This is a genomic window from Ruegeria atlantica (assembly GCF_013033965.1).
Taxonomy (GTDB): Bacteria; Pseudomonadota; Alphaproteobacteria; order Rhodobacterales; family Rhodobacteraceae; genus Ruegeria; species Ruegeria atlantica_D.
The window spans coordinates 77,977-90,523 of record NZ_WQFE01000001.1 but is presented as its reverse complement, the minus strand read 5'-3'; the positions used below and the strand labels follow the sequence as shown (position 1 = coordinate 90,523).

The window sequence follows — 12,547 nt, the reverse complement described above, 5'->3', positions numbered from 1 at the left end:
TTAAGGATTATCTGACCAGATTGGGGCGTAACCAATTTGGGGCATCTCATGCATGGTCTGATCAATCGGGCAATACAGTCATTTGTTTGCGCGACTTACGGACAACCTTGCTGGCTTCGGGTGACCGAGGCTGCGGGTCTGGGATTAACTGAGTTTGAGGCAATGCTGCTTTATGATGACGCCATGACCGGGCAGGTCCTGGACGCGCTTTGTGCCGACCTGAATCGCCCGCGGGCTGAGATACTGGAGGATCTTGGAACCTATCTGGTGTCGCACCCCAATATGGAAGATTTGCGCCGATTGCTTCGGTTCGGCGGTGTGACATATGTCGAATTCCTGCACTCGCTGGATGACTTATCGGATCGTGCCCGCCTTGCAGTATCCGATCTGCGCCTGCCAATGCTGGAATTGCGTGAAGTGTCACCGGCAGAATATCACTTGTACTGCTACCCTGGTCTGCTGGGCTATTCCAGCGTGATGGTCGGCGTATTGCGGGCAATTGCAGACGATTATGGAGCATTGGCCATTCTGTCTCATGAAGGGCAGTGCGGCGACGCTGAGGTCATCACGATCATTCTGATCGAAAGCGCGTTCGCCGAAGGGCGTCATTTCGATCTGGGGGCACGCAAATCATGATGCAAACCTCTGAACTCTCGACCCTTTTGGACACGCTATGCCCCATGTTCGTGATGGTGGATGATCAGGGCAGGATCGTGAATGCCGGGCCGACGTTGCAAAAGCTTCGCCCGGATCACCCGATGCGGGGTCGAGACTTTTTGGACGTCTTTGAACTGGTTCGGCCACGAACAGTTACAACGATTGCGAAGCTGCTGTCTCTGACCGGCGGCAAAGTGCATCTGAAATTTCACGATGAACCCCGGACCGCGCTGACCGGGCTAATCGCGCCCTTGCCAAAGGGGAACGGGGCCATCATCAACCTGTCCTTCGGGATTTCGATACTGGATGCAGTTCGTGACTACGCCCTGACCAGCGCGGATTTTTCCGGCACGGATCTGGCGATTGAACTGCTCTATCTGGTTGAGGCGAAATCAGCGGCGATGGAGGCGTCGCGTTCACTGAACCTGCGACTTCAGGGGGCAATGTTGGCTGCCGAAGAACAGGCGGTAACAGACATATTGACAGGGTTGAAAAATCGCAGGGCGATGGATGTGGTTCTTGGCCACCTGATCTCGGCCAACTCAGCCTTTGCACTCATGCATTTGGACCTGGATTTCTTCAAAAGTATCAACGATCGTCTTGGCCATGCGGCCGGGGACTTTGTATTGCAGCAGGCCGCGCGCATCATGGAGGAAGAGACGCGCAATGAGGACACGGTCGCCCGGATTGGCGGCGATGAGTTTGTGATCATCTACAAAGGTCTGGTCGATGAAAGTGTCCTGTCAGACATAGCGGGACGCCTGATCTGCCGTCTATGCCAACCGATGATCTTCCAGGGAACGCCGTGCAAGATTTCGACAAGCATCGGAACTGCCTTGTCCACGCAATTCAGCACACCCAATGCAGCAGAGGTGTTGAACGCAGCCGATCAGGCCCTGTACGAAGCGAAGAAGCAAGGAAGGTCGCAGCATTGTCTGTACTCGTCACTCATTGCTTCTGGGCTGAGACCTGCCAGTTCGCAATGAGCTTTGGTTCGGTGCACAGGTTAGGCCTGTAAAAAGGCCTGCCGCAGAACATTGGCGATATGACGTTTGATCGGGGGTAGATCGCCAACAACCGGCATTACGTGCCCTTTGAACTGCGCACGCGCCAATTCCTGCGGCACGTCCTCCAGAACATGCCCGCCGTTGCAGGCAAAGAAGGGCAGGCACAAAGCTTGATCGCTGGCCCCGGTCGCGGCCTCGGCAATGGACGGGGCCTCTTCCACAAACCCGACGCGGATCGATCGGAACGTTATTTTCTCGGCCAATTCCATTGAAAAAGCTGTGGCGACCGCTGACGGGTTACGACTGCGGCCGGACCCGTGAGCGGCGAGGACAAAATCTGAATCAGCCGCGTTCCAGCCGTTGTACGAAAGCGTATTCTGCAATGCGACTGCGGCCAAAGTAGGGAGCATAGAATCTACACCCAGCGGGTCCAGAATTCGGGTGTTCTTTCCACCAAGTCTTTTTGGCAGAGCACTTGTCACGAACCACCCCTTGGCCATGAAAAGGGGATAGATCACGGTATCTTCGGGAAGCTCGTCCAAACGTGCCTCAAGCACTCCTGGCGCCGCAAGCGTCGCGGACCGAACTGTGACCCCATCGCAATACTCATCAACCTCGGCAGCATATGCAGCTAAAGCTGCCTCGGCAGGATCCGGGGCTGAGGGTTGACCGTGGGCGACGATAAGGGCGTGCGGCATACTATGTGTCCTGTGGTTCTTCCGATAGGTGTGTCCGGCTGCTGCAAAGTCAATTCGTGGGACGCCACGCTATCCCAATAACGTCAGCCAAAGCCAGACCGTCAGGATCGAAACGCCGGTTCCGACCAGAACGGAAGAGGCCGCAACCCGTTTCGCACGCCCATACATATTGGCGAAAATATAGGCATTGAAACCAGGTGCCATCGCGGCGTTCAAAACGCCCGACCGGAATAGATCCTGTGGCAGGCCGACTGTTGATCCGAATAGCCAGACAAGGCCGGGATGCAGCATCAGCGAGACTGTGCAGACAAAGGCGATAGTCCGCAAATCACCTTCGGGCTTGTATTTCACGAGCACTCCGCCCAATGCGAACAGCGCTCCGGGCAGCGCGGCGCGGGTCACAAGGCCAAGGGCTTCGTCAACGACCGCAGGCATGCCTATACCCGACAGATTCACCGCGAAACCCAGTGCAATGCCAAGGATTAGCGCATTGCGGAACATGGCGGACAGGATGGATTTGACCATCTGAGGGCCGCCATGGCCGCGGTTTCGTATGACCTCCATCACTGTGATGCCAACGCCGTAGCAAAAGGGCGAATGGAAGGCGATGATCGCATAGTTTCCGGTCAGGTTTTCCGGGCCGTAAGCGCGTTCGGTAATTGGCAGACCCAAAAGAACTGAATTCGAAAACAGACAGCAGAACCCGATGGCAACACAATCTTCCCAATCCCGGCCAAAGATAAACCTTGCACCAAACAAGCCCGCGGCAAAACACAGACCCGCAGCGGTATAGAAACTGGCTAAAAGCCGCGGATCGAAACTGGCGCTCAGATCCAGATGCGAAATTGCAAGGAACAGCAGACATGGGATGGCAAAGCCCTGGGTGAATTTCATCAACCCGTCGATGTGGATTTCCTTGAAATACCCCAGCCGGGTCGAGGCATAACCTGCTCCGATCACAAGGAAAACCGGTAGAATTACGTCAATCAGGCTTTGGAGCATGGCACCGCTTTGCAAGCTGGGTCGACACAAGACTGGGGCGTCCCGGGTCGGTTGCGTGAGGTTTTAAAGCGCCTGATGGATTACCATTCCGTCATAGGCAGGAGTGATGTAGTCGGCGGTTTCCGCATCGACCGTGGCATAGTCCAGATCGATATGCATGTTGGTCAGGACCGCACGCTTGGGGCTCAGCTGTTCGATCCAGCGCAGCGTTTTTTCCAAATGCGCATGCGTCGGGTGAGGCTTTCGGCGTAGCGCGTCGATCACCAGGCAATCCAACCCTTGCATCATCGACCATGCGTCGTCGTAGATCTCCGCCACATCCGGTAAGTAAGCCAGCTTGCCCATCCGGAAGCCCAGCGAGTCGATCGAGCCGTGATTGACCTTGAAAGGATGAAACGGGATCGGACCGCCGGGTCCGTCCACCTCAAACGGGCCGTCAATGGTTTTCAGATCAAGGATCGGCGGATAGGGCGACCCTTCGGGTTGAATAAAGGCGTAGCCGAACCGCCCCAGCAGGGCGTTCTGCGTGTCTCCATCGGCCCAGACGGGCACGCGTTCGCGCATGTTGAAAACGATCATACGCAGGTCGTCGATGCCGTGAACATGGTCTGCGTGGGAATGGGTGTAGATCACCCCATCCAGACGCCCCGTCCCGCTGTCCAGCAACTGGCTGCGCATGTCCGGGGTGGTGTCGATCAGCACGGAGGTTGTTCCATCTGGGCCGTCGCGTTCCACCAGCATCGAACAGCGCCGGCGGGTGTTTTTGGGGTTACTCGGGTCGCAATCCCCCCAATGACCGCCCAGCCGGGGAACTCCGCCGGAAGATCCGCAGCCCAGGATGGTGCTTCGCAATTCGATCATGCAGCCGCCTTGTATGTCGCAGCCTTGGTGAACAACCGATTAAAATTGGCCTGTGTTTGGGCTGCGAATTCGGCGTAGTCCATCCCAAATAACTCGGCCCCTTTTCGGGCCGTGTGGGCAGTATAGGCGGGCTCATTCCGCTTTCCACGATAAGGGGGCGGGGCCAGATATGGCGCGTCGGTTTCAACAAGGACGCGCTCGACCGGAGCACTGGCGAAGATGTCGCGCAACTCCTGACTTTTGGGGAAGGCCGCTATGCCGGACATCGACAAATAGAACCCCAACTCCAGGGCGGCCTTGGCCAGTTCAGCTGAGGATGAGAAGCAGTGCATGACGCAAGAATAGGGCGCGTTGCGGTGCTCCTCGGCCAGAATGCGGGCTATGTCGTCATCGGCGGCACGGGCGTGGATGATCAGGGGCAGACCGGTGCGTTGGGCGGCCTCGATATGAACCCGCAACGATTGCTTCTGCACCGCAGCGCTGTCCGCAGTATAGTGATAGTCCAATCCGGTTTCGCCGATGCCGACAAATTTTGGATGCCGGGACAAAGCGACAAGTTCGTCGACGGACGCCATCGGCTCATCAGCAGCGCTCATGGGGTGTGTGCCTGCGGCGTAGAAGACAGGCGCGTGGGCCTCGGCGATGGCGCGGACGGTTGGTTCGTTCCGCAAGCGGGTGCAGATGGTCACCATGCGCGTCACGCCAGCTTCGGCGGCATTGGTCACGATCTGATCCAGCTGACCCTCGAAATCGGGGAAGTCCAGATGGCAATGGCTGTCGGTGATTTGGGGGGTATCGCTCATCTGCTCTGACCGGCGGTTTCCTGTATCTTGAACACCGTATCTAGGACCAGAGCGGCAGGGTCAAGGTTCACCGCCTGCCCATGGCGCGCGCGCGCGGTGATCATTGCGGCAACTTCTGCCCATTTGCGCGCCTGGTGAGGTGAGGGCGACAGGCGGGCAAGTGTTTCTGCCTCGTTCAGCGCGGCCTCGGGCAACAGGGGCGCACCGGTTGCGCCGGTCATCGCGAGACGGGACAAAGCGACGTCGATCAAGGTGAGTAACAGTTCAAACCGCTCTGCCGCGCCACGTTGGGCTGCAGCCTCGGCCAAAGCCAGCGCGCGTTGGCGGTCCATGCGGGGCAGGGTGCCCAGAATGGCGATCAGTTCGGCGTAAATCTCCAGCCCGCCCAGATTGATCAGGCGAACCGCATCACCGACGGAGCCTGCCGCCAGTGCAGCCAGATGGTCTGTACTCGCAGGTATTTCTGCGCCGGTCTGCATCAGCGCGGCTTCCATGTCTTTGGGTCCCAGCGGTGACAGGCGCAGCGTCCGGCACCGGGACCGGATCGTCGGAAGCAGGCGCGACGGCTGGTGCGAGATCAGCAGCAAGGTGGTGCGGGCCGGGGGCTCCTCGAGCATTTTCAACAGCGCGTTGGCTGCGCTGACGTTCATCTCATCTGCGGCATCCACGATCACAACGCGACGGCCACCGTCAGTTGAGGAAAGCCCAAAGAACTTGCCGAGCTTGCGGATGTCATCAACCACGATCTCATTGCGCAGCCGTCCCTGATCGTTCAGAGACCGGGTGATTGCAGCCAATCCGGGTTCCGCTCCGGCCAGAATGCGGTTGGCGACGGGATGTTCCGGATCGATATCCAGACTTTCGGGCGGAGGTGGCGCACCAAACAACCCGTCATCCTCGACCGGAGGCGTTGCCAGCAGGAACCGGGCAATCCGCCACGCCAGCGTTGCTTTGCCCACGCCGCGCGGCCCCGTCAACAGCCACCCATGGTGCAGACGCTCAGAGGTATAGGCCGTCAGAAAGGTCTGTTCCGCTGCGTCTTGTCCAAACAGGCGCAGTGTCTCACGCGGGTGCGGGGCACCAGGTGCCTGATCCGGGGTCGGAGTGTCGTCGCTCATCTATCGTCTATCGCAATGCTTGCAGAACGATATCTGTCACATCCTGTGCAACACTGTCCATGTCCCGGTTGCCGTCGATAACGCGGAAACGGTCGGAAAACTCGTCCGCAAGGGCCAGAAAGCCCGCGCGCATCTGTTGTTGCAGATCCAGACCGAAATCCTCGAACCGTTCCTCCGTTCCCTGACGCCCCTTCGCACGGGACAGGCCGGTTTCGGGGTCCATGTCGATTAAAACGGTCAGATCGGGTTCGCGCCCGATCATCAGATTGTGCAACTGGTCCACCAGGCCCCGCAGATCGCCGCGCGACAGGCCCTGATACATGCGGGTGCTGTCGGCAAACCTGTCGCAAATCACGACTTTGCCTTCGGCCAGCGCTGGGTTGATCGTGCGTTCAAGATGGTCCCGGCGTGCGGCGGTGAACAGCAGGATTTCGGTTTCCGCCGACCAGCGATCTGGATCGCCTTCCAGAACAAGGCGTCGGATTTCTTCGGCACCATCGGAGCCTCCTGGTTCACGGGTCAAGACCACATCGTGACCGAGGTCACGCAAGTGTTCGGCAAGCATGCGCGCTTGTGATGACTTTCCAGACCCGTCAATGCCTTCGAAGGTCAGGAACAACCCGGCCTTCGTCACATCGCCTCCAGCGGATTGCCGATCACGTCTTCCAGAACGATTCCACCTACGGTTTTCATGCGCACGACGAAACCACCCACAGGCACGTCCTTGGCGGCAAACAGAGGACGGCGGATTTCTGGCAACCCTTCGGGTGTGATCACCAGTTCCGCCAATTTTTGCCCCTTTTCGACAGGCGCGTTGATCGGACCTTCATAGACGACCTCGGCTTCGACGTTCTTGTCGTTGAGAACTGGGAACAACAGGGTCAGATCCTCTTCGGGTACGAGCCCAACGGTCTTTTCGGCCCCCATCCAAATCTGAGCTTCGGCTATCGGCGTTTCTGCGTCGGCAATTGTCCTCTCGACAAAATTGCGAAACGACCAGTTAACCACGGCCTCAGCCTCCTCTGCGCGGCGAGCGGTACTGTCGAGCCCGGTCAGGACAAAGACCACACGGCGGTCACCTTGTTTGGCCGAACCGACAAGGCCATAGCCTGCCTCTTGCGTGTGTCCGGTTTTCAAGCCGTCTGCCCCGATGCCCAGTTTCAGCAACGGGTTGCGGTTGCGTTTGTTCGACGGCGCACGGCCATCGAATTCAAACTCTTCTTCGGCGAACAGAGGGTAATATTCCGGGAAATCGCTGATCAGCCGATTGGCCAGAACAGCGAGGTCGTGAACCGACATCATGTGGCCGGCTGCCGGCCAGCCGTTCGAATTGGCGAAGTTCGAATTGTCCATGCCCATTTGCTTGGCGCGTTGTGTCATGTAACGGGCAAACCCTGCCTCGGTCCCATCGGGGCTGAGCGCCTCGGCAATCACGACGCAGGCGTCGTTGCCGGACAGAACGATAATGCCTCGCAACAGGTCCTCGACTGTGACGCGGTCCTGTGTGTTCAGGAACATGGTCGAGCCGCCATAGCTCATGGCGTGTTCCGAAACGGGCAGGGTTTCACCCAGGGTCAGGCGTCCATCACGCAACGCTTCAAACGCGACATAGAGCGTCATCAGTTTGGACATCGACGCAGGCGGCAGCGGCTGGTCCGCTTCCTTGGACAGCAGAACCGTTCCGGTCGTCTGGTCAATCACATAGGCCGCGCGGGCTGTCGTATCGAAGGCGTGGGCGGGAAAGGCAAACAGCGCCAACCCGAGGGTCAAAACAGATGATCGCAGCGAGGACAGCATGGGAGCCTCCTTTGTTTCAGTTTTTGACGGTGAACGCGTCGGTAAAGCCCAAATCTTTGATATCACGCTGCATAGCGTTGCGTTCCGAGCGGGTCGTGGCGGGACCTACCAGAACCCTCCAGACAGGTTTGCCGTCCGAGGTCAGTTCTCGCACCTCGGCGGGCAACCCATTGCGGCGGATCTTGTTGGCAGCACTGTCGGCGTTGGCTTCAACCCCAAATGTGCCCACCTGGACAAACGGTTTCGACAAGGACGATACCGAAGCCGTCGTGGCTGCCGAAGCGCTGGTGGTTGTGGCTGCTGCAGCGCCAGCCGGTGTGGGTTCGGCCGCGTCAATCGCCGCCGCCGCGCCCGCAATCGGGTCAAGCGGCGTTTCGGTGATTTCATCAGGTTTTTTCTTTTGCCACCATTTCCGCTTGGCAGGTTGTTCAGCCGGTGGAGTGACTTCCGGGTCTACCAGAGAAGCTGATGGCGCTGCTTCGGAAGCCGCTTCAACCGTCTCAGCCGCCGTTTCTGCGGCTGTCTCGGTGGCCGTGTCGGTTGCGGCTTCGGCAGCTACAGCAGCCGCTGTCGCGGCACCGGCCGTAGCAGCGGGCTTTTTGCGCTGCCACCATTTGAGCTTGGCAGGCTTTTCGGTTGCGGCGGCCTCATTTTCGGTGACGTCAGCCTTGGGTTCATTCGCAGCCGCAGTCTGCGATTCCGCGGCAGGGGCCTTTTCGGTTTCCGGTTCCTCGGCAGCTGGCTCAGGCTCAGGCTCAGGCTCAGGCGCCTTGCGACGAAGAGCGACAACGTCAACTTTCGTTGGAGCGCCCGCCAGGATACCCAGCTTTTCGGCGGCGTCAGAGGATAGCTGCAACTCAGGGCCCGGCAGATTTCTTTCGCGACGGAATAGCGCTGCAGTGATCGTTTTGTTGTTCTTGGGGTTTTTGACGCGCACACGTTCGGGCTGTGTCACATCAGGGTGGGCAACCCATATGCCGCCCAAAGACGGGCGGCCGTCCCATAGCCCGGGCTCAGACAGCTGAAAAACCTCGGGGGCTTCGACGTCATCTTTCGGGCTGCCGGCGGGTATGGGGAACAGGTCGGTCCGGCCTTCATTTTCTGTTTCAGAACTTTCGGCTTCTGCCGAGACATTGTCTGGGGAAAGCGCCTCGTCGCAACCAGCTAAAACCACGGACATAACGGCCAAAGCCGCTAACGCTCGCGGATGTGCGCGTGTCTCAGTCGCTCGCTTCATTTTGTCATCCCTTGCCTGATTGGGCCTCGTTTCCCGAGACCCGCCGCCGACTGCTGGTTCTGTATTGCCAGCCTGCTCCGGTCTTTCCTGCAGATCATAACGCGGGCAAAGTGTCATGGAAAGACCGCAGCAAGTGCTTCGGCAAGATTTCCCTATTTGGACTTGCCACCGCTGCGCGATGGCCTTAGACCCGGCCTCAAGCGGGGAGGTGGCAGAGTGGTCGAATGCGGCGGTCTTGAAAACCGTTGAACGTGAGAGCGTTCCCAGGGTTCGAATCCCTGTCTCCCCGCCACTCAGGACCGTCTCGTTTGATTTCCCGATTTAGAATTATCTGGTAATTCTAGTGGCTTGAAGCGCTGGCTGCATTCGGATTCCTGTCGATGAAATCGCTGGTGGTTTGATCTCGGGTGCATGATTTTGGCGAGGCTGCTTTAGACTGCAATCATCTGACTTTCGGCAAATCAAAGAAAACCAAAGAAAATCGGGCTGACGCTGCGATTTCGTTCGTATGTCCTTCATGCTTTTTTGTATGGCCGAGTTTGCCGGAACTGGTGCGTGAGGTCGGAGGTCTCGGTGTGAGATGTGTCTGCAGTTGCGTGTCAATAGAAACGTGAGGCAGGTGGGTCTGAGTCCAAGGGTCGCTGCCATGGAAGTTCACACTTAACTGCCTGAAACCATTCATGGCGCGTGGGGGATTCCCTGATTATTTACAAAAATTCCAGTTTTTCGTGAATGAATTTACAAAATTTTGTTTCAATACCGGTAATTTATTGAGAAATTTTCAGTCCGATTTCCATTATTGGAATGCACAAAAGTGCGTTTTCGTCTGCTGGAAGAGGAGCCAAAGGACGAAAAATGGAAATGGGAGGAATACATGACTAACAAAAATGTCACGCGCCGCGGCGTGCTGAAGTCTGGTGCCGTAGCAGGTTCCGGTCTGGCCCTGCCTACGATCTTTACGGCTTCGTCGGCCGCTGCCTTTACAAATGAACCGACTGGGTCATCCGTGACTCTGGGCTTCAATGTTCCGCAAACCGGACCTTATGCGGAAGAAGGCAATGACGAATTGCTGGCGCAGCAACTGGCGGTCGAACATCTGAACGGCGAAGGCGACGGAGGTTGCCTGAACACATTTTCGTCGAAAGCGCTGAAAGGGAACGGTATCCTCGGCAAGAAAGTCGAGTTCGTCACCGGCGATACCCAGACCAAATCGGACGCGGCGCGCGCGTCGGCCAAGTCGATGATCGAAAAAGACGGCGCGATCATGATCAACGGCGGGTCGTCCTCGGGCGTGGCCGTTGCGGTTCAAGGCCTTTGCCAAGAGGCAGGCGTTATCTTTATGGCCGGCCTGACCCATGCCAACGACACCACAGGCAAGGATAAGAAAGCCAACGGGTTCCGCCATTTCTTCAACGCCTACATGTCTGGTGCAGCACTCGCGCCGGTGCTGGCGGCTGAGATGGGCAAGGAACGTCGCGCATATCACCTGACAGCCGACTACAACTGGGGCTGGACTCAGGAAGAGTCGATCGTTGCCTCGACCGAAGCCTTGGGATGGGAAACGGTCAACACGGTCAAGACACCGCTCGCGTCGACGGACTTCTCGTCCTACATCGCTCCGGTTCTGAACTCGGGCGCGGACGTTCTGGTTCTGAACCACTATGGCGGTAACATGGTGAACTCGCTGACCAACGCGATCCAGTTCGGTCTGCTCGATAAGGTTGCCAACGGCAAGGACTTCAAGATCGTCGTACCGCTCTATTCCGAGCTGATGGCCGCCGGTGCAGGCGAGAACATCAAAGGTGTGCTGGGTTCGATGAACTGGAACTGGCAGTTGCAGGATGAGGGCACAAAGGCCTTCGTTAAATCCTTTGGTGAGAAGTACGGCAAGCCGCCGTCCAACTCGGCCCAGACTTGCTATGCGCAGGTTCTGCTTTATGCGGACGCGGTCGAACGGGCTGGTACGTTCAATCCATGCGGCGTTGTCGAAGCCCTGGAAGACTTTGAGTTCGACGGCTTGGGCAACGGTCCGACATGGTATCGCGGTGCCGACCACCAGTGCTTCAAGGACGTGCTGGTTGTGCGGGGCAACGAGAACCCGACCAACGCCTATGACACGCTTGAAATCGTCGAGATCACGCCGCGTGCGCAAGTCGAGTACGATCCGGAGCACCCGATGTTCGCCGGTGGCGAGCTGGGTAAGTGCAACCCGGGCGCGTAAGCAATTTGGCGCATGTCTGACTGCCGTTTCCGGCAGTCAGACTTCTTGTGGCCGGGCCTGTCGACCCGGTCGCGACCACTCAATCCACACTGACCAACCCTGAGGTGGGCCCAATGGACGCCATCCTACTGCAAATACTTAACGGTCTGGACAAGGGCTCGGCTTATGCGCTGATCGCGCTGGGTCTGACGCTGATCTTCGGGACGCTCGGCGTCGTGAACTTTGCCCATGGGGCCTTGTTCATGATCGGTGCGTTCTGCGCCGTCACTTTGCAAAAACTGCTGAACCTGAGTTTCGAAACTCTGGACGAAACCCAAAAAGACTTCCTGGGTAATCCGCTGAAGGTCGAAACCCCGTATGTCGAATACTGGTTCGGCCCCGAAGTCGGTGCAACGATCATCGACTGGTCCGTCCCTCTGGCCATCCTGTTCGCGATCCCGGTCATGCTGCTGGTCGGGTATGTGATGGAGCGCGGGCTGATCAAGCATTTCTACAAGCGTCCACATGCTGATCAGATCCTTGTAACCTTTGGACTTGCGATCGTTCTGCAGGAAATCGTCAAGTACTTCTTCGGAGCCAACCCGATCCAGACCCCGCCGCCCGATGCGCTGAGCGGGTCTGTCGATCTGGGCATCATGGTTGGGTTTGACCCGAATGCTATCATCTATCCGATCTGGCGGCTGGTCTATTTCGGATTTGCCGTTGGCATAATCGGGGCAGTGTTCTCGTTCCTGCAGTTCACCACCTTCGGGATGGTTGTTCGCGCGGGGATGGCGGACCGGGAAACCGTGGGCCTTCTGGGCATTAACATCGACCGCCGATTTACCATAATGTTTGGCATAGCTGCCGCTGTCGCGGGTCTCGCCGGGGTGATGTACGGGCCGTTGAACCCGCCCAATTATCACATGGGCATGGACTTTCTGGTCCTGAGCTTCGTCGTGGTTGTTGTGGGCGGCATGGGGTCGTTGCCAGGGGCTGTTCTAGCCGGGTTCCTTCTGGGGATACTCGAAAGCTTTGCGTCGACCACCTGGGCCACGACCACGATCCCGGGCATCAACCAAATCATCATCTACCTAGTCGCCATCATCGTGCTGCTGACGCGTCCGCGCGGGCTGATGGGGCGCAAAGGCGTGATGGAGGAATAAC

The 12,547-nt window shown here is 58.0% G+C and carries 12 protein-coding genes and 1 tRNA gene; 5 read left to right on the top strand and 8 right to left on the bottom strand.

Features of this window, described 5'->3' with window-relative positions:
- Positions 1-48 precede the first annotated feature (48 nt).
- A complete protein-coding gene (locus GOW16_RS00460; protein WP_170409207.1) occupies positions 49-636 on the top strand; it encodes a heme NO-binding domain-containing protein in 588 nt (195 codons plus the stop codon).
- Complete coding sequence (locus GOW16_RS00455; protein WP_170409205.1) at positions 633-1,643, top strand: diguanylate cyclase domain-containing protein; 1,011 nt, start codon at positions 633-635, stop codon at positions 1,641-1,643. The genes GOW16_RS00460 and GOW16_RS00455 overlap by 4 nt, the downstream gene beginning before the upstream one ends.
- A gap of 20 nt (positions 1,644-1,663) precedes the next feature.
- Here GOW16_RS00455 and GOW16_RS00450 read toward each other — a convergent pair whose 3' ends face one another.
- From GOW16_RS00450 to GOW16_RS00415, 8 genes are all read right to left on the bottom strand, one after another.
- Positions 1,664-2,362, bottom strand: a complete 699-nt coding sequence (locus tag GOW16_RS00450; protein ID WP_170409196.1) for a CbiX/SirB N-terminal domain-containing protein — start codon at positions 2,360-2,362, stop codon at positions 1,664-1,666.
- Between the two features lie 69 nt (positions 2,363-2,431).
- The gene (locus tag GOW16_RS00445) at positions 2,432-3,364 is read right to left on the bottom strand and encodes an AEC family transporter (protein ID WP_170409194.1); all 933 of its coding nucleotides are present in this window, start codon (positions 3,362-3,364) and stop codon (positions 2,432-2,434) included.
- Positions 3,365-3,427: 63 nt separating this feature from the next.
- Entirely contained in the window at positions 3,428-4,225 is a 798-nt protein-coding gene (locus GOW16_RS00440) for an MBL fold metallo-hydrolase (protein WP_170409191.1), read from the bottom strand.
- The gene (locus GOW16_RS00435) at positions 4,222-5,028 is read right to left on the bottom strand and encodes a TatD family hydrolase (RefSeq protein WP_170409190.1); all 807 of its coding nucleotides are present in this window, start codon (positions 5,026-5,028) and stop codon (positions 4,222-4,224) included. Before GOW16_RS00435 ends, GOW16_RS00440 begins: the two co-directional genes overlap by 4 nt.
- Positions 5,025-6,146: a DNA polymerase III subunit delta' gene (locus GOW16_RS00430; protein ID WP_170409188.1), complete on the bottom strand. Its 1,122-nt coding sequence runs from the start codon at positions 6,144-6,146 to the stop codon at positions 5,025-5,027. The genes GOW16_RS00435 and GOW16_RS00430 overlap by 4 nt, the downstream gene beginning before the upstream one ends.
- A gap of 7 nt (positions 6,147-6,153) precedes the next feature.
- Positions 6,154-6,780: a dTMP kinase gene (gene tmk, locus GOW16_RS00425; RefSeq protein WP_170409186.1), complete on the bottom strand. Its 627-nt coding sequence runs from the start codon at positions 6,778-6,780 to the stop codon at positions 6,154-6,156.
- Positions 6,777-7,943, bottom strand: a complete 1,167-nt coding sequence (locus tag GOW16_RS00420) for a D-alanyl-D-alanine carboxypeptidase family protein (RefSeq protein WP_170409184.1) — start codon at positions 7,941-7,943, stop codon at positions 6,777-6,779. Before GOW16_RS00420 ends, tmk begins: the two co-directional genes overlap by 4 nt.
- Before the next feature lie 16 nt (positions 7,944-7,959).
- On the bottom strand, positions 7,960-9,180 hold the full coding sequence (locus tag GOW16_RS00415) for an SPOR domain-containing protein (protein WP_170409183.1): 1,221 nt from the start codon (positions 9,178-9,180) through the stop codon (positions 7,960-7,962).
- 202 nt (positions 9,181-9,382) lie between these two features.
- On the opposite strand from GOW16_RS00415, the gene GOW16_RS00410 reads away from it, so the two are divergent.
- The 3 genes from GOW16_RS00410 (at position 9,383) to GOW16_RS00400 (ending at position 12,546) form a co-directional block, all read left to right on the top strand.
- Positions 9,383-9,472 (top strand) — tRNA-Ser (locus tag GOW16_RS00410).
- 582 nt (positions 9,473-10,054) lie between these two features.
- A complete protein-coding gene (locus GOW16_RS00405; RefSeq protein WP_170409181.1) occupies positions 10,055-11,401 on the top strand; it encodes a substrate-binding protein in 1,347 nt (448 codons plus the stop codon).
- Positions 11,402-11,514: 113 nt separating this feature from the next.
- Positions 11,515-12,546: a branched-chain amino acid ABC transporter permease gene (locus GOW16_RS00400; protein WP_170409179.1), complete on the top strand. Its 1,032-nt coding sequence runs from the start codon at positions 11,515-11,517 to the stop codon at positions 12,544-12,546.
- Position 12,547 lies beyond the last annotated feature (1 nt).